This is a genomic window from Micromonospora sp. USAFONa4 (assembly GCF_057197825.1).
This window is the reverse complement of the sequence record NZ_CM170072.1, coordinates 2,920,039-2,944,284: the sequence shown is the minus strand read 5'-3', so window position 1 is coordinate 2,944,284 and position 24,246 is coordinate 2,920,039. Positions and strand designations below refer to the sequence as shown.

Below are 24,246 nucleotides of genomic sequence, written 5' to 3'. Positions count from 1 at the left end.
TACGCGGCCGGGTCACTTGTCGATGTCGCCCACCACGAAGAACATCGAGCCGAGGATGGCGATCAGGTCCGGCACCAGGCAGCCGGGGAGCAGGGTGGCCAGCGCCTGCACGTTCGCGTACGACGCGGTGCGCAGCTTCAGCCGCCACGGCGTCTTCTCGCCCCGGGAGACCAGGTAGTAGCCGTTGATGCCGAGCGGGTTCTCGGTCCAGGCGTAGGTGTGCCCCTCGGGGGCCTTGAGCACCTTCGGCAGCCGGGTGTTGACCGGCCCGGTGAGCCGGTCCACCCGGTCCAGGCACTGCTCGGCGAGGTCGAGTGAGGCGTACACCTGGTCGAGCAGCACCTCGAAGCGGGCGTGGCAGTCCCCGGCGGTCTTCGTCACCACCGGCACGTCCAGCTGGTCGTAGGCCAGGTAGGGCTCGTCGCGGCGCAGGTCCAGGTCGAGGCCGGAGGCCCGGGCGACGGGCCCGGACGCGCCGAACGCGGCGGCGTCCGCCGCGGAGAGCACCCCGACGCCGACCGTACGGGCCAGGAAGATGTCGTTGCGCCGGATGAGGTTGTCCAGGTCCGGCATCCGCCGGCGGACCTCGGCGATGGCGGCCCGCGCCCGACCGGTCCAGCCGGCGGGGATCTCCTCCTTGAGCCCGCCGACCCGGTTGAACATGTAGTGGATCCGGCCCCCGGAGACCTCCTCCATCACCGCCTGGATGGTCTCCCGCTCGCGGAACGCGTAGAACATCGGCGTGATCGCGCCGATCTCCAGCGGGTAGGAGCCGAGGAACATCAGGTGGTTGAGCACCCGGTTCAGCTCCGCGAGGGCCATCCGCAGCCAGGTGGCCCGCTCCGGCACCTCCATGCCCATCAGCCGCTCGACGGCGAGCACCACGCCCAGCTCGTTGGAGAAGGCCGAGAGCCAGTCGTGCCGGTTGGCCAGCACGATGATCTGCCGGTAGTCGCGGACCTCGAAGAGCTTCTCCGCGCCCCGGTGCATGTAGCCGACGATCGGCTCGCAGGCCACCACCCGCTCGCCGTCGAGCACCAGCCTGAGCCGGAGCACGCCGTGCGTGGAGGGGTGCTGCGGCCCGATGTTGAGCACCATGTCGGTGCCGAGCTGATCGCCGCCGGCCCCGGTGCCGACGGTCAGCTCGCGGAGGTCGCCGGCATCCGTGGTCATGACCGTCATCGTGCCATGAACCGCGCGGGGTCGACGCCGACCGGTTGCCGCAGCCACCAGTGCCCGCCCAGCCCGGCAGGGTCGGTCAGTTCGGCCACCGCCGACGCGGCGGCGAGCGCCCGCACGTACCCGGCCGGGTCGCTGGCGGCCAGGCTGAGCGGGGGCCGGCCGCCGTCGGCCCCGAGCGTCCGCAGCGCCTCCCGCTGCGACCCCAGGTCGTACGCGCACCGCGCGACCCGGCCACCGGCGGAGGCGACCGAGTCGACGGCGACGTGCGCGGTGACGTCGCGGCTCCCGTCCGGCACCGGCGGCACCTGCCGCCCGCCCCGGTACCCGGTCAACGTCCCGTCCACGGGCCGGCCGTCCCGCAGGTGCCCGTAGTCCACGGCCAGCGCCAGCCCCCGGTCGAGCTTTCCCACCGCCCCGGCCCAGGCGTCGTCGCGCGTCCGGCCGATCTCGGCTCTGACTGCTGTCAGGGGTTCCGGGCGGCTGCTCCGGACGGTCAGGCTCGATTCCTCCGCCGATCGGGCCGCCCGGAACCCCGACCCGGTCGGGCCGGTCCCGTCGATGCCGGCCACCGGCACCGGCCACCATCGGGCCAGCCAGTCCGCGTCGGCGGGGTCGACCGGGTCACCGACGGTCTCCTCGCCGGTGGCCGGGTCGACCAGCAGGTAACGCCAGCCCTCGGCGGTGTGCACCGCCACGTCGAGCGGCACGTTGTCCAGCCACTCGGTGGCCACCAGCAGCCCGGTGATCCCGTCGGGGATCTCGTCGAGCCAGTCGATCCCGTCGGGCAGGTCAGCCGGTCGGGGAGCCTTCTCGACCGCGGTGAGGCGTACCCGGGAGGCGAGCGGAGCCGACGCGGAGGGCGCGGGACCGGCGGACGGCGGGCCGGACGAGGCCGAGGGCCGGGCGGCGACCCCCAGCGCGGCGGAGAGGGCGCGCAGCAGCTCGCCCCGGCCCGCGCCCACGTCGACCACGTGGAGGTCGGCGGGGTGGCCGAGGGCGGCGTCGACCTGCTCGACGAGCCGCAGCAGCGCGTCGGCGAAGGCCGGGGACGCGTGCACGCTGGTGCGGAAGTGGCCGGCGGGGCCCGACCCGGAGACGAAGAAGCCGCCCGGCCCGTAGAGCGCCCGTTCCATCGCGTCCCGCCAGCGCTCCGGCATCAGTTCGTTCCTCCCGAGCTGCCTGTCCTGCCCGCCACCGGCTGGCCGTACGGCGTGCGTCACGGTCCGACCCTACGGTCAGCCGGCGGAGCGGACACGCCGTCCCCGGGCGTGCCGCCGGTGCCCGCCGGTGAACGTTTTCACACATCCTTGTCCCGGTTCCGTGACCCCGGCGCATACTTGCCATCGACCGGTACCCCTTCTCGAGGACTGGATCGTCGCCCATGAGCGCACCCCTGCGCCCGCGCCCGGCCGCCCCCCACGGGGCCGCCGTACCGCCGGCCGCCACCCCCCGTCTCCTCACCGTCGGCGTCGTCGGCTCCGGCCGGGTCGGCACCGTGCTGGGCGCCGCACTCGCCGCCGCCGGCCACCGGGTCGTCGCCGTCACGGCCGGGTCCGGCGCCTCCCGGGCCCGGGCCGCGCTGCTGCTTCCCGACGCGCCCCGCCGCTCCGCCGCCGCCGTGGCGCGGGTGGCCACCGACCTGCTGCTGGTCGCCGTACCCGACGACGCGCTCGCCGGGGTGGTCGCCGCCCTGGCCGACGGCGGCGCGCTGCGCCCCGGCCAGGTTGTCGCGCACACCTCCGGCGCGCACGGGCTGGCCGTGCTCGCCCCCGCCGCCGCGGCGGGCGCCCGCCCGCTCGCCCTGCACCCCGCGATGACCTTCACCGGTACGCCGGACGACCTGGCCCGGCTGGCCGGCATCTCGTACGGGGTGACCGCCCCGGCGGAGCTGCGCCCCCTGGCCGCCCGGCTGGTCGCCGACCTCGGCGGGGTGCCGGAGTGGGTCGGCGAGGCGGACCGGCCGCTCTACCACGCGGCGCTGGCGCACGGCGCCAACCACCTGGTGACCCTGGTCAACGAGGCGGCTGACCGGCTGCGCGACGCCGGGGTGGCCCAGCCGGAGAAGGTGCTCGCCCCGCTGCTGCGGGCCGCCCTGGAGAACGCGCTGCGCCTCGGCGACGACGCGCTGACCGGGCCGGTGTCCCGGGGCGACGCCGGCACGGTCGAGCGGCACCTGGCCCGGCTCGCCGCGACCGCCCCCGAGTCGGTCGCGCCCTACCTGGCCCTGGCCCGGCGTACGGCCGACCGGGCGATCGCCGCGGGCCGGTTGCGGCCGGTCGACGCGGAGTCGCTGCTCGGCGTGCTCGCCGGCGACCGGCGCGAGGTGGCGGCGTGACCGGGCCGACGGTGGACGGAGGGGGACAGGTGACGGAACTGGTGCACACCCGCGCCGAGCTGGCGGCGGCGCGCGACGGGCTCAAGGGCACCGTGGGCGTCGTGATGACCATGGGCGCGCTGCACTCCGGGCACGAGACGCTGCTGCGGGCGGCCCGGGAGCGCGCCGACCACGTGCTCGTCACGATCTTCGTCAACCCGTTGCAGTTCGGCCCGAACGAGGACTTCGACCGCTACCCGCGCACCCTCGACGCCGACCTGGAGATCTGCCGGCGGGCGGGCGCGGACGTGGTCTTCGCCCCCTCGGTGACCGACATGTACCCGGACGGCCAGCCCCGGGTGCGGGTGAACCCGGGCCCGCTGGGGGAGGACCTGGAGGGGCAGAGCCGCCCCGGGTTCTTCCACGGGGTGCTCACCGTGGTGCTGAAGCTGCTCCAGCTCACCCGCCCCGACCTGACGTTCTTCGGCGAGAAGGACTACCAGCAGCTGACCCTGGTGCGGCGGATGGCCCGGGACCTCGACGTGCCGGTCGAGGTGGTCGGCGTGCCGACCGTACGGGAGCCGGACGGGCTGGCCCTGTCCAGCCGCAACCGCTACCTGTCCCCGGCCGAGCGGGAGGCCGCGCTGAGCCTGTCGGCGGCGCTGCGAGCCGGGGCCGAGGCCGCCGACGGGGGTGGTGACGCGGGGGCGGTGCTCGCCGCCGCGCACGCGGCCTTCGGCGCCGGTACGCCCGGCGCGCGCCTCGACTACCTGGTGCTCACCGACCCGGACCTGGAACCGGGGCCGGTGTCCGGGCCGGCGCGGCTGCTCGTGGCCGCCTGGGTGGGCGCCACCCGGTTGATCGACAACGCGGCGATCCGGCTCGCCCCCCGTTCCTGAACCCCGCCCCCCAACCTTCGCGAAAGGCATCCCGATGCTGCGCACCATGCTCAAGTCGAAGATCCACCGGGCCACGGTGACCCAGGCCGACCTGCACTACGTCGGCTCGGTGACCGTCGACGAGGACCTGCTCGACGCCGCCGACCTGATTCCCGGCGAGCAGGTGGCGATCGTGGACATCACCAACGGGGCGCGGCTGGAGACGTACGTGATCCCGGGCGAGCGGGGCAGCGGCGTGATCGGCATCAACGGCGCCGCCGCCCACCTGGTGCACCCGGGAGACCTGGTCATCCTCATCTCGTACGGGCAGATGGACGACGTCGAGGCCCGCGCCTACCGGCCGCGGGTCGTGCACGTCGACGCCGACAACCGCGTCGTCGAGCTGAACGCCGACCCGACCACCGCCGCACCCGGCACCGCCGGCGCCCCGATCCCCAATCCCCTCGCCGCCGCCGTCTGACCGCCCGTTCCCGCCTTCCGCCCGTCCGCCGGGGCATTCGGTGGGCTTTCGTACCCTTCGTGACCGCAGGATCATGGCGGTGCGGGGAGCAGGCGTGCGTGCGGTCTGTCACCGGAAGGTCATCCCTGGGTAGTCTGATTGCCCGTCGATAGACGCGGGTGGCTGGGGGAGGCCGCTGTGCGCCGTGCGATGACCACCCTGCTCGCCGCCGTCGCCACGGCCGCGCTCCTGGCCGGCTGCGCCGACGCCGGCGGGCTGGACGGTGACCTGGTCGACGACTGGGCGGCCCCACCCGCCGCCGGGCCCTTCACCCCGGCCGCAGGGGTGTGCCAGGTCGCCGACTTCGTCGACGTGGTGACCCTGGCGGCGTACGCGCCGGTGGACTGCGCGGTGCCGCACCGGGTCGAGACCGTGCACGTGGGCGCCTTCCCGGCCGGGCGGCCCGCCCCACCGCCGGGCGGCTCGGCCGAGCTGCGGGGCGCCTTCGCCGACTGCGACGCCCGGGCGACCGGTCACGTGGGCGCCGACTGGCGGGCGGGGCGGCTGCGGCTGGCGGTGGCGGTGCCGTCCGGGGCGGGCTGGACGGCGGGCGCCCGCTGGTACCGGTGCGACCTGACCGAGGTGAGCACCGCCGAGGCCGCCGCCACGGTGGTGGTCCGCACCGGCAGCCTCCGGGACGCGCTGCGGGGGCCGTCCCCGCTACGCCTGGGCTGCCAGCAGGCCCGCTCCCGGGGCGGGTCGGTGCGGACGCTGCTCCCGGTCGACTGCGCTGCCCGGCACGACGCCGAGTTCGTCGGGGTGTGGCGGGCGCCCGACCGCCCGTACCCGACCCGGGCCGCCGACTGGGCCCCGCTGTACGCCGGCTGCCGCTCGGTGCTCGGCCGCTACGTGGGGGTGCCCGACGACGCCGACCTGCGCTTCCGCAGCGGGGTGGTGGTCCGTCCGCCGGGGCAGGGCCGGTGGCGCGTCGGGGACCGGGGCGTCCGCTGCTACCTCTGGCTCGACGACCGTACGGTGACCGGCTCGCTGCGGGGCGCGGGCCCGGCGGCCCTCCCGGTCCGGGCGAGGTAGCGCGCGCCGGTCCACGCAGGGCGGCCCACGCGTGGCGTCGGCCGGCCCGCCCGGCTCGGGACCCCATGGCCCAAACCACTCGTCCCGCCCCCGCCGCCCCCCGCGAGGGCCCTTCGGGTTGACTGTGGGCATGGACCTTCCGACCGTCGACCTGCCGGCGCTGCCCAGACTGCTGGCCGCCCCCGCGCCCGGCTGGGTGGAGACCACCGACGTGATCGTGGTCGGCTCCGGGGTGGCGGGCCTGACCGCCGCGTTGCACCTGCGCGAGGCGGGGCTGCACGTCACCGTGGTCACCAAGGTCGACATCGACGAGGGGTCGACCCGCTGGGCGCAGGGCGGCATCGCCGCCGTGCTCGACCCGCGGGACACCCCGACCGCGCACGCCTCGGACACCGAGATCGCCGGCGTCGGGCTCTGCGACCCGGCGGCGGTGCGGGTGCTGGTCGAGGAGGGCCCCACCCGGCTGCGCGAGCTGATGCGGATCGGGGCGGAGTTCGACCGCAACCCGGACGGCTCACTCATGCTGACCCGTGAGGGCGGGCACCGGGCCGACCGGATCGTGCACGCCGGCGGCGACGCCACCGGGGCCGAGGTGCAGCGTGCCCTGCACGCCGCCGTGCGCCGCGACCCCTGGATCCGGCTGGTGGAGCACGCCCTGGTGCTGGACCTGCTGCGCGCCCCCGGGGACTCCCCGGAGGGGCTCGGCCCGGCCTGCGGCATCACCCTGCACGTGCTCGGCGAGGGCAGCGAGGACGGCGTGGGCGCCATCCTGGCCCGGGCGGTCGTCCTGGCCACCGGCGGGATGGGCCAGATCTACGCGGCCACCACCAACCCGGCCGTCTCGACCGGGGACGGGGTGGCCCTCGCGATGCGGGCCGGCGCGGCGGTGACCGACGTGGAGTTCGTCCAGTTCCACCCGACCGCGCTGATCACCCCGGGCGGCGCCGGCGTGCCCGGTGCAGGGCACGCCCAGCAGCCGCTGGTCTCCGAGGCGCTGCGCGGCGAGGGCGCCCACCTGGTCGACGGCGACGGCAAGCGGTTCATGGCCGGGCAGCACGAGCTGGCCGAGCTGGCGCCCCGGGACGTGGTGGCCAAGGGCATCCACCGGGTCCTGCTGGCCACCGGGGCGGACCACGTGTTCCTCGACGCCCGGCACCTGGGCGGTGACTTCCTGGCCCGGCGCTTCCCGACCATCGTCGCGTCCTGCCTGGCCATCGGGGTCGACCCGGGGACCGATCTGATCCCGGTCGCCCCGGCCGCGCACTACGCCTCCGGCGGCGTCCGCACGGATCTGCGCGGCCGCACCTCCATCCCCGGGCTGTACGCGTGCGGCGAGGTCGCCTGCACCGGCGTGCACGGCGCGAACCGGCTGGCCAGCAACTCGCTGCTGGAGGGGCTGGTCTTCTCCCGGCGGATCGCCGAGGACATCGCGGCCGGGCTGCCCGAGCAGGCCCAGCCGGCGGCGACGGGCGCCTGGGTGGGCGGCGAGGGCTGGGTGGTGCCGGCCGAGGCGACGCCGACGCTGCAACGGGCGATGACCCGGGGCGCGGGCGTGCTCCGCTCGGCGGAGACCCTCGCGGCGACCGCCGGCGTGCTGACCGGGCTCGGCGAGGGCCGGGGCCGGCCCCGGACGGCCGACTGGGAGGCGACGAACCTGATCACCGTGGCGTCGGCGCTGGTCGCCGCCGCGTACGCCCGCCGGGAGACCCGGGGCTGCCACTGGCGGGAGGACTTCCCGACGGCCGACGAGCGGTGGCACGGCCACCTGGTCGGCGCGGTCGGGGTGCAGGGCCGGCTGACGCAAGCGTGGGAGGGGACCCGATGACGGAGTCGACGGAACGGGCACTGCGGGACGCCGGCCTGGATCCGGCGCAGGTGCGGCGGACGGTCGAGGCCGCGCTCGCCGAGGACCTGGGCCCGGACCTGCTGGACGTCACCAGCGTCGCCACCATCCCGGCCGGGCAGACCGACACGGCCGACCTGGTGGCCCGCGCCGACGGCGTGGTGGCCGGGCTGGCCGTGGCGGCGGCCGTGTTCGAGCTGGTCGGCGAGGCGACCGGCGCCGGTCGCACGGTCGAGGTGTCGGTGGTGGCCCGCGACGGCGAGCGGGTGGCGCGCGGCGACGTGCTGGCCACGGTGACCGGCCCGACCCGGCTGCTGCTCACCGCGGAGCGCACGGCGCTCAACCTGCTCTGCCGGATGTCCGGCGTGGCCACCCACACCCGGGCCTGGGCGGACGCCCTGGCCGGCACCAAGGCGATGGTGCTGGACACCCGCAAGACGACCCCGGGCCTGCGCGCCCTGGAGAAGTACGCGGTCCGCGCGGGCGGCGGCACCAACAAGCGGATGGGCCTGCACGACGTCGCGATGATCAAGGACAACCACAAGTTCGCGGCGGGCGGCATCACGGCGGCCTTCCGACGGGTCCGGGAGACCTTCCCGGACGTGCCGGTCCAGGTCGAGGTGGACACGGTCGCCGAGGCGGTGGAGGCGGTCGAGGCCGGCGCGGACTTCCTGCTGCTGGACAACATGACCCCGGAGATGCTCACCGAGGTGGCCGCCCTGGTGGGGGACCGGGCGGAGCTGGAGGCGACCGGCGGGCTGACCCTCGACGTGGCGGCGCGGTACGCGGCGACCGGCGTCGACTTCCTGTCGGTCGGGGCCCTGACGCACTCCTCGCCGATCCTCGACATCGCCATGGACCTGCGCACCGGGTGAACCGGCGGCCGGGCGTTGTCTAGGCTGCGAGCGTGCTGCTCTGCATCGACATCGGAAACACCAACACCGTGCTGGCGACCTTCGACGGCGACAAGCTGGTGCACTCCTGGCGGATCAAGACCGATGCGCGGGCGACGGCCGACGAGCTGGGCCTGAAGTTCCGGGGCCTGCTCGCCGCGGACGCCGTCGAGATCACCGGGGTCGCGGCCTGCTCCACGGTCCCGGCCGCGCTGCGCTCGCTGCGCAACATGCTCGCCCGCTACTACGCGGACCTGCCGAGCGTGATCGTCGAGCCGGGGGTGCGCACCGGGGTGCAGCTCGCCATCGACAACCCGAAGGAGGTGGGCGCCGACCGGGTGGTCAACACCCTGGCCGCGTACACCCTCTACGGCGGGCCGTCGATCGTGGTGGACTTCGGCACCACCACCAACTTCGACGTGATCAGCGGCCGGGGCGAGTTCCTCGGCGGCGCCTTCGCCCCGGGCATCGAGATCTCCTTCGACGCGCTCGCCGCCCGGGCCGCCCAGCTGCGCAAGGTGGAGGCGACCAGGCCCCGCTCGGTGATCGGCAAGAACACCGTCGAGTGCCTCCAGTCCGGCCTCTACTTCGGCTTCGCCGGGCAGGTGGACCGGATCGTCGAGCGGATGATCGAGGAGATCGGCGAGGTGAGCGCCGTGATCGCCACCGGCGGGCTGGCCTCGCTCGTGATCAACGAGTGCCGCACGATCACCCACCACGAGCCGATGATCACCCTGATCGGCCTGCGGATGGTCTACGAGCGCAACGTCTGAACCCCGGCCGCCGGGAGGGCGCGAGTGGGGCCGGTCATGCGGGCTGGTTATCCCGTAACGCCCTCCGGGGGCCTTGAGTACGCTCGGGGCCTGACCCCGCCCGAAATCTCCTTCTGAGGAAGCGTGCCGTGACCGAGCAGAACCCCGTGCCAGTCGATCCCGCCGACGACCTTCCCGAGCAGATGAAGGTCCGCCGGGAGAAGCGGGACCGGATGCTCGCCGAGGGCGTCGAGCCGTACCCCATCGGATTCCCCCGGACCAGCACGCTGGCCGAGATCCGCGAGAAGTACGCCGAGCTGCCCACCGACACCGCCACGGGGGACCAGGTCTCGGTCACCGGTCGGGTGATCTTCGTACGCAACACCGGCAAGCTCTGCTTCGCCACCCTCCGGGACGGCGACGGCACGGAGTTGCAGGCCATGCTCTCCCTCGACCGGGTCGGCCCCGACCGGCTCAACGACTGGAAGCGCCTGGTCGACCTCGGTGACCTCGTCGGCGTGACCGGCGAGGTGATCACCAGCCGGCGTGGCGAGCTGTCCGTGCTGGTCGAGCAGTGGGCGGTGACGGCGAAGGCGCTCCGTCCGCTGCCGGTGGCCCACAAGCCGCTGAGCGAGGAGGCGCGGGTCCGGCAGCGCTACGTGGACCTGATCGTCCGGCCGCAGGCCCGCCAGATGGTGCGTACCCGGGCCACGACCGTGCGCAGCCTGCGCGACTCGCTGCACGGCCGGGACTTCATCGAGGTGGAGACCCCGATGCTCCAGCTGCTGCACGGCGGCGCGGCGGCCCGGCCATTCGTGACCCACAGCAATGCACTCAGCACCGATCTGTATCTGCGAATCGCGCCGGAACTGTTTCTCAAGCGGGCCGTCGTCGGCGGCGTCGACCGGGTCTTCGAGATCAACCGCAACTTCCGTAATGAGGGTGTCGACTCTTCGCACTCGCCCGAGTTCGCGATGCTCGAGGCATACGAGGCGTACGGCGACTACGACACCATGGCCGAGCTGACCCGGAATCTCGTGCAGCAGGCGGCGATCGCCGTCAGCGGCTCGACCGTCGTGACGCACGCCGACGGCCGGGAGTTCGATCTCGGCGGCGAGTGGCGCTCGGTGACCCTCTTCGGGGTGCTTTCCGAGGCCCTCGGCGAGGAGGTCACGGTGCGCACCGAGCGCGCCCGGCTGGTGGAGTACGCCGACAAGGTGGGTTTGGCGGTCGACCCGAAGTGGGGGCCGGGCAAGCTCGCGGAGGAACTGTTCGAGGAGCTGGTGGTGCCGAGCCTCCAGGCGCCCACCTTCGTCCGTGACTACCCGGAGGAGACGAGCCCGCTGACCCGGGCGCACCGCAGCGAGCCCGGGCTGGCCGAGAAGTGGGACCTCTACGTGCTCGGTTTCGAGCTGGGGACCGCGTACTCCGAGCTGGTGGACCCGGTGGTGCAGCGGGAGCGGCTGGTGGCCCAGGCACAGCTCGGCGCCCGCGGCGACGACGAGGCCATGCGGCTGGACGAGGACTTTCTCCGGGCGATGGAGTATGGAATGCCGCCGGCCGGGGGTATGGGAATGGGAATCGACCGGCTCTTGATGGCGCTCACCGGCCTGGGAATTCGGGAAACCATCCTCTTCCCCCTGGTTCGCCCGGAGTAGCCGCGCATCTCCACCGGGTCGTTACCGCATCCTATTGACGCGGCAAGCGCCGCGCGGGTTATTGTGCTTACAGTTTGCAGGAGCACCCTGCTCGAAAGGAATGTGGGACGTGGCCAAGCAGATCATTCATAAGCTGGTCGATGACCTGGACGGCGGGGACGCTGACGAGACGGTCAAGTTCGCGCTCGACGGCGTTCAGTACGAGATCGACCTGTCTAGCTCGAACGCCGAGAAATTGCGCGACGTATTCGCCTCGTACATCGCCCACGGCACCAAGGTGGGCAGGGGCGGCGTCGTCGTCGGCGGCCGGGCCGCGCGCGGCCGGGGTGGCGCCACCGCCGACCGGGAGCAGAACAAGGCGATCCGCGCCTGGGCCAAGAAGGCCGGCAAGGACATCTCCGACCGGGGCCGGATCCCCCAGGAGATCGTCGACGAGTACCACGCGAAGGCCGGTCACTGACCGGGAGCGCCGACGGGCGACACCGACGCCGGGCCGGAGCACGACTCCGGGCCGGCGTCGCCGTATCCGCCCGGGGTCGCGTCCGAGCGGGAAGAATTCCGTCCCGACGGTCGTTGTCCACAGCCGGTGGAGAGTCTGTCCACAGCCTGTGGACGACTCCCGGACGGCCCGGATCCGGGCCGCGTCGGCACCGGCGCGACCCGCACGAGGGGTCCACGACCGGGGTCGAATTTCGCTCTGCGCGTACAGGCAGGGGTACCGGAACACCCCCTGAGCGCGGACGGTTGTGCAAAACGACGCGTACACGGCTTCCGGCGGGGACACACGACCTCAGCGGAGTCGGTCCGCGGCGATAGAGTAAGGAGGCACGGACGCCCGTCCCGGTCGTCCGCGCACCGGCCCCGCCACGACTTCTTGACCATCAAGATCGAGTGCGCACGGCACGTGAGGAGCACGAGGGCATGTTCGAGCGGTTCACCGACCGAGCGCGACGGGTTGTCGTCCTGGCCCAGGAAGAGGCCCGGATGCTCAACCACAACTACATCGGTACGGAACACATCCTGCTGGGCCTGATCCACGAGGGTGAGGGCGTCGCCGCCAAGGCTCTGGAGAGCCTCGGCATCTCCCTGGAGGGTGTGCGGCAGCAGGTCGAGGAGATCATCGGCCAGGGCCAGCAGGCGCCGAGCGGGCACATTCCGTTCACGCCGCGGGCCAAGAAGGTGCTGGAGCTGTCGCTGCGCGAGGCGCTGCAGCTCGGCCACAACTACATCGGCACGGAGCACATCCTGCTCGGCCTGATCCGCGAGGGCGAGGGCGTCGCCGCCCAGGTGCTGGTCAAGCTCGGCGCCGACCTCAACCGGGTCCGCCAGCAGGTGATCCAGCTGCTCTCCGGCTACCAGGGCAAGGAGCCGGCCGCGGCGGGCGCCACGCCGGGCGAGGCCGCGCCGTCCACCAGCCTCGTGCTGGACCAGTTCGGCCGCAACCTGACCCAGGCCGCCCGCGAGGGCAAGCTCGACCCGGTCATCGGGCGCGAGAAGGAAATCGAGCGGGTCATGCAGGTGCTCTCCCGCCGCACCAAGAACAACCCGGTCCTGATCGGTGAGCCCGGCGTCGGCAAGACCGCCGTGGTGGAGGGGCTGTCCCAGAAGATCATCAAGGGCGAGGTGCCCGAGACGCTCAAGGACAAGCAGCTCTACACGCTCGACCTCGGTGCCCTGGTCGCCGGCTCCCGCTACCGCGGTGACTTCGAGGAGCGCCTCAAGAAGGTGCTCAAGGAGATCCGCACCCGCGGCGACATCATCCTCTTCATCGACGAGATCCACACCCTGGTCGGCGCGGGTGCCGCCGAGGGTGCGATCGACGCGGCGAGCATCCTCAAGCCGATGCTGGCCCGTGGCGAGCTGCAGACCATCGGCGCGACCACGCTCGACGAATACCGCAAGCACCTGGAGAAGGACGCCGCCCTCGAGCGCCGCTTCCAGCCGATCCAGGTGGGTGAGCCGTCGCTGGCCCACACCATCGAGATCCTCAAGGGCCTGCGCGACCGCTACGAGGCGCACCACCGGGTCAGCATCACCGACGCGGCTCTCGTGGCCGCCGCGACGCTGGCCGACCGGTACATCTCCGACCGCTTCCTGCCGGACAAGGCGATCGACCTGATCGACGAGGCCGGCGCCCGGATGCGGATCCGCCGGATGACCGCGCCGCCGGACCTGCGCGACTTCGACGAGCGCATCGCCCAGGTGCGTCGCGACAAGGAGTCCGCGATCGACGCGCAGGACTTCGAGCGCGCCGCCCAGCTGCGCGACAAGGAGAAGCAGCTCCTCGGCCAGAAGGCGCAGCGGGAGAAGGAGTGGAAGGCCGGTGACCTGGACGTCGTCAGCGAGGTCGACGACGAGCAGATCGCCGAGGTGCTCGGCAACTGGACCGGCATCCCGGTCTACAAGCTGACCGAGGAGGAGACCTCGCGCCTGCTGCGCATGGAGGACGAGCTGCACAAGCGCGTCATCGGCCAGGAGGACGCGGTCAAGGCGGTCTCGAAGGCGATCCGGCGCACCCGGGCCGGCCTGAAGGACCCGAAGCGTCCGTCGGGCTCGTTCATCTTCGCCGGCCCGTCCGGTGTCGGTAAGACCGAGCTCTCCAAGGCGCTCGCCGAGTTCCTGTTCGGCAGCGAGGACGCCCTCATCCAGCTGGACATGTCCGAGTTCCACGACCGCTACACGGTCTCCCGGCTGGTGGGTGCCCCTCCCGGCTACGTCGGCTACGACGAGGGCGGCCAGCTGACCGAGAAGGTGCGGCGTCGGCCGTTCTCGGTGGTCCTCTTCGACGAGATCGAGAAGGCCCACCCGGACGTGTTCAACACGCTGCTCCAGATCCTGGAGGACGGTCGGCTCACCGACGGTCAGGGTCGGATCGTGGACTTCAAGAACACGGTCATCATCCTGACCACCAACCTGGGCACCCGCGACGTCGCCAAGGCGGTCTCGCTCGGCTTCCAGGCGTCGGAGGACTCCGAGTCCAACTACGACCGGATGAAGCAGAAGGTCAACGACGAGCTCAAGCAGCACTTCCGGCCTGAGTTCCTCAACCGGATCGACGACACCATCGTCTTCCACCAGCTGCGCCAGCTGGAGATCCTGTCGATCGTCGACATCATGATCCAGCGGATCGAGGGCCAGCTGCGGAACAAGGACATGGGTCTGGAGTTGACCGACAACGCCAAGAAGTACCTGGCGAAGAAGGGCTTCGACCCGGTGCTCGGTGCGCGTCCGCTGCGTCGCACGATCCAGCGCGACATCGAGGACAACCTGTCCGAGCGGATCCTCTTCAACGAGCTGACCCCGGGTCAGATCGTGGTGGTGGACTGCGAGGGCGATCCGGAGGACATCGACAAGTCCAAGCTCATCTTCACGGGCGCGGACCGGCCGGCCACCGTGCCGGACGCCGTCCCGGCCGACCTCGGTGGCACCGCCGCCGCAGGCGCGGACGAGTAGGACCGAAAACAGCACGAGGGCGGCGGCCCGGTGGCACCAGCCACCGGGCCGCCGCCTCTTTCCCCACCCCCGCCCCTGCCCGCGCCACCCCCGCTCACCCCGCCCCCTGCCCGGCGCCACCCTCTGCCCGCGCCACCCCATGCCCGCGCCCCCTGCCCGCGCCGATCATGCAGTTGTGGTGCCGGGTAGGCACCCATTCAGGCGTTTTGACCCCACCGCAACTGCATGATCGTCCACCGTCAACGCCGCCGTGACCGGCGTCCACGCCAGCGTTCCCGGCTGGGCGTCCCGGTTGACGGTAGTGGCGGCGGGTGTCGGGCGGGCTCCGGAGACTCCGGCGGGTGATGGGCCCACGCGGAAGGCCGCCCGGGGCGGTCAGGTGGGGCGGGCCGCTGTCCGCCAGCGCGTAGGCCGCGACAGGAAGGCCGCCTGGTTTCGCCCCGGGGCGGGCGTGCACCGCTGCCGTCAGTACGTCGACCGGGAACCGTCCCGACGCGCAGCGGTCGGCGGCGTCACGGCCGGTCTGGGGCGCGCGTCCGGTTTCGTGGCGGTGCCATCGGTAGGACCGATCGGGCTGTTCATCCGTTTCGTGGCGGTTTGTGGTGACCGGCGGCACGGATGTGGTGGGCATGGGTCGGGGGCGCGGGTCGTTGTAACCACCGTGAGCGCGTAACCCCGGGCCCCCAGGCCCCCGAGCCCCTCCGGGATGGTCGGGTCGCCGGTCGGAATGCCGGCCGGGCCCGTGTCGTTACATCCCCCGGACGCGCCCCACCCTCTCGTCGAGGGCGTACCTGGTTCGACCTTTCCCTCAGCCCGCGACGCCACCGGTCCCCCCGTGGTGTGTGTCGCGTACCCCCGATCGAAAGGTGCTGCCATCATGCGTACCGACATCCTGCGTAAGACCGCCCTGACCGCTGCCGGGCTCGCCTTCACCGGCGGCGCCATCGCCGGCCCCGTCACCACCGCCCTCGCCGCCCCCACCACGCCCGCGTCCGCCACCGTCACCCAGGACCGCAAGGGCAGCGAGCGCGAACTCGGCGTGCGCTACGAAGCCCAGCCCAACTTCTACTACTGCGGCCCCGCCGCCGCCCGCAACGCCCTCAGCGTGCAGGGCAAGAACATCGACGTCGACGGCATGGCCCAGCGCATGGGCACCACCGAAGCCGGCACCAACTCCATCAACGACATCACCCCCGTGCTGAACAAGGAGACCGGCACCGACGCCTACCAGTCGGTGGAGATCCCCGGCGCCAAGGCCGACGACAAGCAGACCGACAAGCTACGCAGCGACATCGTCACCGCCATCGACGAAGGCCACGCCATCGTCGCCAACATCGCCGGCACCGCCACCGACACCGACGGCACCACCCACTCCTTCGAAGGCGGGCACTACATCAGCGTCGTCGGCTACCGCGACAACGGCAACACCGTCACCATCGCCGACTCCGCCAACCCCAACCAGGCCTCCTACCGCATGAGCGTCGACAACCTCGCCGACTGGATCGCCACCCGCGGCTACACCGCCTGACCCAAGCAACGGCGACACGCACCACCCAGCTACACCCAACCGGCGAAAGCCCAACGACAAGGGCCGGCCCCCACAAGGGGCCGGCCCTTTCGTCACGCCCGGGGCTGGCCCACGCCGACTCGGCGCCGCCCAGCGTCCTGCGCCGCCCAGCGCCCACGCCGCCCACGCCGCGCGGCGCCGGGCCGTGCGCCGCCGCCCCGCGCCGTGCCGTGCAGCGCCGCCCCAGCGTCCGTGCCGGGTCAGCCCACCGGGACCGGTGGCCCGTCGCCGATGAGGCGGAACGAGGATTCGCCGACCGGTTCCACGAGACCGTCCCGCACCAGTCCGGCGAGCGCCCGGGACCGCTGGACGTCGTCGGCCCACACCTGGTCGAGCCGCTGGTGCGGCACCGGCCCGGTCGTCTCCCGCAGTACGCCGAGCAGCAGCCCGCGTACCTGGCGGTCGGTGCCGGCGTACCGCTGGGGGCGGCGCGTCGGACCCGCGGGCGCCTCGCGGCCGGACGCGCGCCAGGCGCAGACCGATTCGACGGGGCAGACGCCGCAGCGGGGCGACCTGGCGACGCAGATCACCGCGCCCAGCTCCATGAAGGCCGCGCTGGCCAGGGCGGCGGCGGCCGGTTCGACGGGGAGCAGCTCCTCGGTGGCGACCAGGTCGGCCGGGCGGGTCGCCGGGCCGGCGTCCGGTTCGCCGGCGATCGCCCGGCAGACCACCCGCCGCACGTTGGTGTCGACCACCGGGTGCCGCTGACCGTACGCGAACGCGGCCACCGCCCGGGCCGTGTACGTGCCGACGCCCGGCAGCGCCAGCAACTGGTCCAGCCGGTCGGGGACCTGCCCGCCGTGCCTCTCGACGATCGCCAGCGCGCAGTCGCGCAGCCGCACCGCCCGACGGGGATAGCCGAGCCGCCCCCACATCCGGATGGCCTCGGCGGGGCTGTCCGCCGCCAGCGCGGCCGGCTCGGGCCAGCGCGCCAGCCAGGCCTCCCAGGCGGGGAGCACGCGCACGACAGGCGTCTGCTGGAGCATGACCTCGCTGACCAGGATGGCCCACGGGCTCACGTCGGGTCCGCGCCATGGCAGGTCGCGGGCGTTCTCCTCGTACCACCGGCTGACCAGGGTGGCGAAAGTGGGCTCAGACATCGCGTCGCCGATGATGTCACGCGGCCCATGGCCGGGGCGGCGCGGGCGACGGTGCCAGGACGGGCGCCACTACCGTCCCGCTGGCTGGGCGGTCCGGGCGGGGCGCTGCTGCGCCGGCGGACGGATCGGGCAGAATGCCCGGATGAACGAGCTCGCGATCACCGTCATCGGCCGGGACCGGCCAGGCATCGTGGCCGACGTCGCCGAGCTGCTCGCCCGGCTCGGCGCGAACCTCACCGACAGCACCATGACCCGGCTGCGGGGGCACTTCGCGATGACCCTGATCTGCGTGGGCCCGGCCGCCGCAGACGTCGAGGCCGCGCTGGCGCCGCTCTCCGCCGACGGCCAACTGCTGGCCACCGTACGCGCGGTCACCCCCGACGGCGAGACGGCTCCCGCCGGCGAGCCGTACGTGATGGCGGTGCACGGCGCGGACCGGATGGGCATCGTGGCGGCCATGACCCGGGTGCTCGCCGACGCCGGCGGCAACGTCACCGACCTGAGCACCCGCCTCACCGGCTCGCTCTACGTGGTGGTCGCCGAGGTGGAGTTGCCGCCCGGCACGGCCGACGGGCTGGCCGGGCGGCTGGCGGCGACGGCCGAGGAGTTGGGCGTCGGGGTGACTCTCCGGCCGGCCGATCCGGACCTGCTGTGACCGGCGCCGGGCGCGGACCGGAGATCGAGGCGTACGTCGGCCTCGGCGACTGGACCCCGGAGTCCCTGGCCGTGCCGGGGGAGGTGCGGCCGGTGGTGTCCGCGCCGGAGCAGGTGCTCAGCCGCTCCGGCGGCGAGGTGGATCCGACGGCGGCGGAGACGGTACGGCTGGCCGCCGACCTGATCGCCACCATGCGGGTGTCCCCGGGCTGCGTGGGGCTGGCCGCCCCGCAGGTCGGCGTGGGTGCGCAGGTCTTCGCGGTGGACGTGACGGGCCACCCGAAGGCGCTGACCGTGCACGGCACCTTCGTGCTGTGCAACGCCCGGGTCGTCGAGGCGAGCCGGTGGAAGGTGGCGCGCGAGGGGTGCATGTCGGTGCCCGACCTGACCGGGGACGTCAAGCGGGCGAGCCGGCTGGTGGTGGAGGGCGTCCTGCCCGGCACCGGCCGGCCCGTACGGCTGGTGACGGACGGGTTCGAGGCGCGGGCCCTCCAGCACGAGATCGACCACTGCGCCGGCCTGCTCTTCCTGGACCGGGTCGCGGGTGCGCATGCCATCTACCAGCGCAAGGTGTACCTCTGAGTGCCGGCGGCGCGGCGACCCGGCGTCGCCGGCGGGACACGGTCGGCAGTCGGAGCCGTCGCGTGTGGAGGGTCGGTGCGGTGAGCGGAGGGCGACTCGGCGCGTCGTGCGGGGCTGGCGTGCCCCGCGCCGCTACGGTGGGGGCATCATGCGTCTGACGGTCGGCCCCCTGCCCCCCGCCGTGTACTGGCGGCGTCGCGCCGTCGTATTCGGAGCGGGGCTTCTCTTCCTGATTGTCCTGCTCTATTCGTGCACCGGATCGGACCGGAACGCGAAGAAGGGCGGTGACGCGCAGCCCACTCCGGGCGCGACGTCCTCCGGTGCCTCGCCGGAACCCACCGGTTCGGTGCTCGCCCCGCAGACCGGGGGGCCCTCGCCGGGTGCGGCGGACGGCCCTGACGCCGACGACCCGTCGGGCGAGCCGGTCACCACCGACTCGCCGCCGGTGGCACCCGTCGTGCCGGCCGCCGGCGACGGCGCCTGCACGGACGCCGAGATCACGGTGACTCCGGTGGCCCAGCCCGCCTCGGTGGTCCGGGGGGCCGTGGTGGACCTCCAGCTCAAGATCAAGAATCGGTCCGAGCGGACGTGCAGCCGCGATGTCGGCGCCTCCGTGCAGGAGCTGTTCATCAAGTCGGGGGCCGAGAAGATCTGGTCGTCCGACACATGCGGCACCGCCCAGGGTTCCGACGTGCAGTCCTTCACCCCGGGCTTCGAGCGCGCCTACCAGGTGGGCTGGAACGGCCGCGACACCACCAAGTGCGCCAACGGGGTGGCGGCGGGCCCCAACCCGCCGGCCGGCACCTACCAGGTCTATGCCCGGGTCGGCACCAAGCTCAGCGAGCCGGTCAAGCTCACCGTCACCGACTGACCACCCGTGGGCCGGGCGGCCAGCCTGGGCGCCGGACACTGCCGCGTGACGGAACGGCGACCGAGCCGCGACCGGGCCGCCGGACAGACGGGCCGCCGCGGTCGGCCGGGCCCGCCCGTCGGATGGCGGTGCCGGGCGCGGCCCGGATGGCGGTGCCGGGCGCAGCCCGGATGGCGGTGCCGGGCGCAGCCCGGATGGCGGTGCCGGGCGCAGCGCGGAGCTGTGCCCGCGGGGGACCGGGCCGGCGCCGGCGTACGGGGCCGGGTCAGACGTAGCGTTCGAGGATCGACGCCTCGGCGAGCCGGGACAGCCCCTCACGGACGCCCCGGGCGCGTGCGTCGCCGACCCCCTCGACGGCCTGGAGATCCTCGACCGTGGCACCCAGCAGCCGCTGGAGACTGCCGAAGTGCACGACGAGGCGGTCGACCACGGCGACCGGCAGCCGGGGCACCTTCGCCAGCAGCCGGAACCCGCGCGGGCTGACCGCCGCGTCGAGGGCGTCGGACGCGGCCGGGTAGCCGATGGCCTTGGCGACCGCGACCAGGTCGATCAACTCGGTCGCGCCGAGCAGATCCAGCTCCACCAGGGCCTCGTCGAGGGTGCGGGACTTCCGGCCGGCCGGCAGGTAGTCCCGGATCACCAGGGTGCGGTCGGCATCGACGCCGGCCATCAGCTCGTCGAGCTGGAGGGCGAGCAGGCGACCGTCGGTGCCCAACTCCACCACGTAGCCGGCGATCTCGTCGGCGATACGGCGGACCATCTCCAGCCGCTGCACCACCGCGACCGCGTCCCGTACGGTGACCAGGTCCTCGATCTCCAGGGCGGAGAGGGTGCCGGAGACCTCGTCGAGCCGGAGCTTGTAGCGCTCCAGCGTGGCCAGGGCCTGGTTGGCGCGGGACAGGATCGCCGCCGAGTCGTCCAGCACGTGCCGCTGGCCGTTGACGTAGAGGCTGATGATCCGCATCGACTGGCTGACCGAGATGACCGGGTAGCCCGTCTGCCGGGCGACCCGCTCCGCCGTGCGGTGCCGGGTGCCGGACTCCTCGGTCGGGATGGTGGGGTCGGGCATCAGGTGCACGGCGGCCCGCACGATCCGGGTGCCGTCGCTGGAGAGCACGACCGCGCCGTCCATCTTGCACAGCTCCCGCACCCGGGTGGCGGAGAACTCGACGTCGAGCGGGAACCCACCCGTGCAGAGACCCTCGACGACCTTGTCGTAGCCGAGGACGATCAACGCGCCCGTCCGGCCGCGCAGGATGCGCTCGAGGCCGTCGCGCAGCGCGGTGCCCGGGGCCATCAGGGCGAGGTTCGCCCGCAACGGGTCGCCGGCGCCCCCGGCGCCGCCGGTCACGGTCACGCTGATCGCGCGGGCGGGGGAGCCCACGGCGCCGGTGCGGGCGTGGGGTGTCGCGCCAGCAGGCTTGGCGGTGTCGCGGTCGATCGGCACGGGCACAGTCTACGGACTGCCCTGCGGTGGGTGCTGTCGTGGTTACTGTGATGTGTCACGATGCCCCAGCTCGCCCGGACCGTGGCCCTGCGTCCGGGCTGTCCGGTATCGGACCGGGCGCTCCGCCGGCCACCCCCGGCGGTCACTCGGCGGAAGCCCGGGCGACGGCCTGGAGCGCCGAGCGTACGTCGGTCACCTCGATCACCCGCATGTGCTCCGGCGTGACGCCGGTGCTCTCGGGGCCGCAGCCGGTCGGCACCAGCGCGAGCCGGAAGCCGAGCCGGGCCGCCTCGGCCAGCCGGCGCGGCACCGCGCCGACACGGCGCACCTCGCCCGTCAGGCCGACCTCGCCGATCGCCACCAGGTGGGGTGCGATGGCCAGGTTGAGCCCGCCCGAGGCGACGGCGAGGGCCACGGCGAGGTCGGCCGCCGGCTCCACCACCCGGATGCCGCCGACGGTGGCCGCGAAGACCTCCCGGTCGTGCAGGGTCAGGCGTTCGGTGCGCCGCTGGAGCACGGCCAGCACCATCGCGAGCCGGGCCGAGTCGAGCCCCGAGACCGTCCGCCGGGGCGAACCGGCCACGGTCGCGCCGATCAGCGCCTGCACCTCGGTGACGAGTGCCCGGCGCCCCTCCATCGCCACCGTGACGCAGGTGCCGGGGACCGGCTCCGAATAGCGGGTCAGGAAGAGCCCGGACGGGTCGGCCAGGCTGCTGATGCCGCCCTCGTGCATCTCGAAGCAACCCACCTCGTCGGCGGCGCCGAAGCGGTTCTTGACGCCGCGCACCATGCGCAACGAGGAGTGCTTGTCGCCCTCGAAGTGCAGCACCACGTCGACCAGGTGCTCCAGCACCCGGGGCCCGGCGACCTGGCCGTCCTTGGTGACGTGGCCGACCAGCACGGTGGCGATGCCCCGCTCCTTGGCCACCGAGACCAGGGCGGCGGTGACCGCCCGCACCTGGGTCACCCCGCCCGACACGCCCTCGGCGTTGTTGGTGGAGATGGTCTGCACCGAGTCGAGCACCAGCAGCCCCGGCTTGACCGCGTCGAGGTGACCGAGCACCGCGGCGAGGTCGCTCTCGGCCGCGAGGTAGAGCTGGTCGTGCAGGGCGCCCATCCGCTCCGCGCGCAGCCGGACCTGGCTGACCGACTCCTCGCCGCTGACCACCAGGGAGGGGCTGCCGGCGCCGGCGGCCCACTGCTGGGCCACGTCGAGCAGCAGGGTGGACTTGCCGACCCCCGGCTCGCCGGCGAGCAGCACCACCGCGCCGGGGACCAGGCCGCCGCCGAGGACCCGGTCGAGCTCGCTGACCCCGGTGGGACGGGCCCGGGCCGGTGCGGCGCTGATGGTGGCGATCGGCCGGGCCGGCTCGGCCGGCATCCGGGAGCTGACCACCTTGCCGGAGACCGTCGGGCCGGTCACCGTGCACTCGACCACCGAGCCCCACTCGCCGCACTCCGGGCAGCGCCCGACCCACTTCGGCGGCTGGTGCCCGCAGGCGTCGCACTCGTAGGCCGGCCGGGGCTCGCGGGCGGCGGCGCGGCCGCGCCCGCCGGCCCCGCCGGCGCGGGAGGAGGTCGATCGGGAGGTGGTCACACCGGGACGTTAGTCCTCCGGTACGACGAAGACACCGTCGGCGTGGCGGTCACCACGCCGACGGTGTCGTCGGAAACAGCGGGGCGGAGGGTCAGTGACCGCCGCCCTCGTTCTCCTCGTAGCCGCCCAGGCGCTCGACGATCTTCGACGGGGGCGCGGCCGGGGTGAGCGGCACGGCGACCGGGGCCGGGCCGGTGACCGTGGCACCGTTGCCGAAATCGAAGGTCAGGGTGACGTTCTGGCCGGAGCGCAGCGCCTCGTTCAGGCCGATGAGCTGGAAGACCCGGTTGGACTGGGTGTTGAGCTGCACGTAGCTCAGCGGCGCGATCTCGATCCGGGCCGGCTCGCCGGCCGGCGCGGCCGGGCTCTCGGGGGCGGGGCTCTCCGGGGCACCGGGGCTGACCGACTCCGACGGGCTCTGGGAGGCGCCGGGGCTGGCCGATCCCGACGGGCTCTCGGAGGCGCCGGGGCTGACCGACTCCGCCGGCGAGGGCGACCCGGACGGGGCGGGCGACTCCGACCCGCTCGGGGACGCCGACGGGCTGGCCGAGGCGCCGGTGCCGGTGATCACCACCTCGCGCGCGCTGTCGGTGGTCACGGTCACGGTCACCGGGTTCGGCGAGTCGTTGTAGATCACGGCGCTCAGGACGGCGTTGGCACCCGCCTTGTAGCCCTCGGTGCCGGGGAACTCGACCAGCAGGCCGCGGACCGCGTAGGCGCCGTTGCCGGCCGACAGGTTGACGCCCTGGACCGACGGCTCCTTGTTGGCGGTCTCGGAGACCTGGCCGGCGCCGCAGCCGGACAGCAGCAGCCCGGTCGCCGCGGCCATCCCGGACAGCAGCAGGGCCGCCCGCCGGGAACCCCTGATCGAGCGCGTCACGTCGGTCCTCCTCGTCACGATCCCACCCGGTGCTCACGCCGGGCGTGGTGGCCATGCCCGCGCAGACCGCGCTCCAGGGTAGTTGGGCCTGATCCGCCCCCGCACGCCGACCCGGAGATGGCACCCGGGGGGACGCGCGTCACACCAGTCGGCCGCTCGTGACCAGCAGGACGACGTCGATGAGGGCGACCAGCATCACGGCCCGGAAGGCGGCCACCTGCCGGCCGCCGGCCCGGGCGGCGGCGCGTCCCGCGTACCAGCTCAGCGGCGGCACCACGACGGCGGCCGCGACCGCGGCGAGGCCGACCCCCGACGGCGGCCCGGGCGGCCCGAGGACCAGCGTGGCGGTCGCCGCGAGCAGCAGCAGCGCGGCGGCGGCCCGGCTGCCGGCCGGACCGAGCCGGTGCGGCAGCCCACGCACCCCCGTCAGGGCGTCGTCGGCCAGGTCGGGCAGGACGTTGGCGAAGTGCGCCCCGGCGCCCAGGCAGGCGGCGGCGGCGACCAGCCAGACCGGCGGCACCACCGCCCCGGGCAGCGCCAGCACGACGAAGGCGGGCAGCGAACCGAAGGAGACCGCGTAGGGCAGCACCGAGACCGCTGTCGACTTCAGCGGCCAGTCGTAGAGCAGCGCGGAGACCAGCCCGAGGGTGGCGCAGAGCGCGGCGGCCGGGCCGGTGGCCAGCGCCAGCGCCGGGGTGGCGAGCGCGGCCACCGCCGCGGCCACGGCCGTCGCGCGCCGGCCGACCGCGCCGGCGGCGACCGGCTTGTCGGTACGCCCCACCGTGGCGTCCCGGTCGGCGTCGAGCGCGTCGTTGGCCCAGCCGACGGCGAGCTGGCTGGCCGCCACGGTGAGCACCACGGCGAGGATCCCGCCCGGCCGGTGCCCGACGCCCCACGCGAGCAGCCCGGCCACCGTGGTGACCGCGGCGGCCGGCTCCGGGTGACTCGCCCTGACCAGCCCTAGCACCGTTGGCGACATAGGGAAAGTCTGGTCGTTACCGGGCAGTCGTGCCACGCTCGGTC

General features: G+C 74.0%; 21 protein-coding genes. 14 read left to right on the top strand and 7 right to left on the bottom strand.

The window, feature by feature from the left end:
* Nucleotides 1–12 precede the first annotated feature (12 nt).
* Together AC0OO9_RS12795 and AC0OO9_RS12790 are read right to left on the bottom strand one after the other, a co-directional pair.
* Nucleotides 13–1,182: an NADH-quinone oxidoreductase subunit D gene (locus AC0OO9_RS12795; RefSeq protein ID WP_357577915.1), complete on the bottom strand. Its 1,170-nt coding sequence runs from the start codon at nt 1,180–1,182 to the stop codon at nt 13–15.
* Nucleotides 1,179–2,339, bottom strand: coding sequence for an SAM-dependent methyltransferase (locus tag AC0OO9_RS12790; protein ID WP_484517397.1), 1,161 nt, complete (start codon nt 2,337–2,339; stop codon nt 1,179–1,181). The genes AC0OO9_RS12795 and AC0OO9_RS12790 overlap by 4 nt, the downstream gene beginning before the upstream one ends.
* Nucleotides 2,340–2,563: 224 nt before the next feature.
* On the opposite strand from AC0OO9_RS12790, the gene AC0OO9_RS12785 reads away from it, so the two are divergent.
* The 11 genes from AC0OO9_RS12785 (at nt 2,564) to AC0OO9_RS12735 (ending at nt 16,053) form a co-directional block, all read left to right on the top strand.
* Nucleotides 2,564–3,517 (top strand): Rossmann-like and DUF2520 domain-containing protein, encoded by a 954-nt coding sequence (locus AC0OO9_RS12785; protein ID WP_484517396.1) that lies wholly within the window; start codon nt 2,564–2,566, stop codon nt 3,515–3,517.
* A 29-nt stretch (nt 3,518–3,546) separates the two neighbouring features.
* Entirely contained in the window at nt 3,547–4,395 is an 849-nt protein-coding gene (panC, locus tag AC0OO9_RS12780; RefSeq protein WP_484517933.1) for a pantoate--beta-alanine ligase, read from the top strand.
* 34 nt (nt 4,396–4,429) lie between these two features.
* The gene (gene panD, locus AC0OO9_RS12775; RefSeq protein WP_132238660.1) at nt 4,430–4,855 is read left to right on the top strand and encodes an aspartate 1-decarboxylase; all 426 of its coding nucleotides are present in this window, start codon (nt 4,430–4,432) and stop codon (nt 4,853–4,855) included.
* A gap of 189 nt (nt 4,856–5,044) precedes the next feature.
* The gene (locus AC0OO9_RS12770) at nt 5,045–5,926 is read left to right on the top strand and encodes a septum formation family protein (protein ID WP_484517932.1); all 882 of its coding nucleotides are present in this window, start codon (nt 5,045–5,047) and stop codon (nt 5,924–5,926) included.
* Between the two features lie 130 nt (nt 5,927–6,056).
* Nucleotides 6,057–7,751 (top strand): L-aspartate oxidase, encoded by a 1,695-nt coding sequence (locus AC0OO9_RS12765; RefSeq protein ID WP_484517395.1) that lies wholly within the window; start codon nt 6,057–6,059, stop codon nt 7,749–7,751.
* Nucleotides 7,748–8,644, top strand: coding sequence for a carboxylating nicotinate-nucleotide diphosphorylase (nadC, locus tag AC0OO9_RS12760; protein ID WP_484517394.1), 897 nt, complete (start codon nt 7,748–7,750; stop codon nt 8,642–8,644). The genes AC0OO9_RS12765 and nadC overlap by 4 nt, the downstream gene beginning before the upstream one ends.
* Before the next feature lie 32 nt (nt 8,645–8,676).
* Nucleotides 8,677–9,435, top strand: a complete 759-nt coding sequence (locus AC0OO9_RS12755; protein WP_421455491.1) for a type III pantothenate kinase — start codon at nt 8,677–8,679, stop codon at nt 9,433–9,435.
* 128 nt (nt 9,436–9,563) lie between these two features.
* Nucleotides 9,564–11,072 carry a lysine--tRNA ligase gene (gene lysS, locus AC0OO9_RS12750; protein WP_393170582.1) on the top strand — a complete coding sequence of 503 codons (1,509 nt, stop codon included), beginning with the start codon at nt 9,564–9,566 and terminating at the stop codon, nt 11,070–11,072.
* A 109-nt stretch (nt 11,073–11,181) separates the two neighbouring features.
* Nucleotides 11,182–11,532 carry a histone-like nucleoid-structuring protein Lsr2 gene (locus AC0OO9_RS12745; RefSeq protein ID WP_165947879.1) on the top strand — a complete coding sequence of 117 codons (351 nt, stop codon included), beginning with the start codon at nt 11,182–11,184 and terminating at the stop codon, nt 11,530–11,532.
* Between the two features lie 461 nt (nt 11,533–11,993).
* The gene (locus tag AC0OO9_RS12740) at nt 11,994–14,525 is read left to right on the top strand and encodes an ATP-dependent Clp protease ATP-binding subunit (protein WP_132238694.1); all 2,532 of its coding nucleotides are present in this window, start codon (nt 11,994–11,996) and stop codon (nt 14,523–14,525) included.
* A gap of 877 nt (nt 14,526–15,402) precedes the next feature.
* Complete coding sequence (locus tag AC0OO9_RS12735; protein WP_484517393.1) at nt 15,403–16,053, top strand: C39 family peptidase; 651 nt, start codon at nt 15,403–15,405, stop codon at nt 16,051–16,053.
* Nucleotides 16,054–16,292: 239 nt separating this feature from the next.
* Here AC0OO9_RS12735 and AC0OO9_RS12730 read toward each other — a convergent pair whose 3' ends face one another.
* On the bottom strand, nt 16,293–17,192 hold the full coding sequence (locus tag AC0OO9_RS12730) for an HhH-GPD family protein (RefSeq protein WP_484517392.1): 900 nt from the start codon (nt 17,190–17,192) through the stop codon (nt 16,293–16,295).
* A 142-nt stretch (nt 17,193–17,334) separates the two neighbouring features.
* Between AC0OO9_RS12730 and AC0OO9_RS12725 the strand changes: the two genes are divergently transcribed.
* The 3 genes from AC0OO9_RS12725 to AC0OO9_RS12715 all read left to right on the top strand — a co-directional run bounded on the left by AC0OO9_RS12725 (nt 17,335) and on the right by AC0OO9_RS12715 (nt 19,299).
* Nucleotides 17,335–17,847: a glycine cleavage system transcriptional repressor gene (locus tag AC0OO9_RS12725; RefSeq protein WP_357578645.1), complete on the top strand. Its 513-nt coding sequence runs from the start codon at nt 17,335–17,337 to the stop codon at nt 17,845–17,847.
* A gap of 23 nt (nt 17,848–17,870) precedes the next feature.
* Entirely contained in the window at nt 17,871–18,428 is a 558-nt protein-coding gene (locus tag AC0OO9_RS12720; RefSeq protein ID WP_396888740.1) for a peptide deformylase, read from the top strand.
* Nucleotides 18,429–18,576: 148 nt separating this feature from the next.
* Nucleotides 18,577–19,299 carry a hypothetical protein gene (locus AC0OO9_RS12715; protein ID WP_484517391.1) on the top strand — a complete coding sequence of 241 codons (723 nt, stop codon included), beginning with the start codon at nt 18,577–18,579 and terminating at the stop codon, nt 19,297–19,299.
* Nucleotides 19,300–19,564: 265 nt separating this feature from the next.
* Here the strand turns inward: AC0OO9_RS12715 and disA are convergent, their stop codons facing one another.
* The 4 genes from disA to AC0OO9_RS12695 all read right to left on the bottom strand — a co-directional run bounded on the left by disA (nt 19,565) and on the right by AC0OO9_RS12695 (nt 24,202).
* Nucleotides 19,565–20,746 carry a DNA integrity scanning diadenylate cyclase DisA gene (disA, locus tag AC0OO9_RS12710; RefSeq protein ID WP_151454105.1) on the bottom strand — a complete coding sequence of 394 codons (1,182 nt, stop codon included), beginning with the start codon at nt 20,744–20,746 and terminating at the stop codon, nt 19,565–19,567.
* Nucleotides 20,747–20,888: 142 nt separating this feature from the next.
* On the bottom strand, nt 20,889–22,343 hold the full coding sequence (gene radA / locus AC0OO9_RS12705) for a DNA repair protein RadA (protein WP_484517390.1): 1,455 nt from the start codon (nt 22,341–22,343) through the stop codon (nt 20,889–20,891).
* A gap of 91 nt (nt 22,344–22,434) precedes the next feature.
* On the bottom strand, nt 22,435–23,223 hold the full coding sequence (locus AC0OO9_RS12700) for a hypothetical protein (protein ID WP_484517389.1): 789 nt from the start codon (nt 23,221–23,223) through the stop codon (nt 22,435–22,437).
* A 139-nt stretch (nt 23,224–23,362) separates the two neighbouring features.
* Nucleotides 23,363–24,202 (bottom strand): UbiA family prenyltransferase, encoded by an 840-nt coding sequence (locus tag AC0OO9_RS12695; RefSeq protein WP_484517388.1) that lies wholly within the window; start codon nt 24,200–24,202, stop codon nt 23,363–23,365.
* Nucleotides 24,203–24,246: the final 44 nt, after the last annotated feature.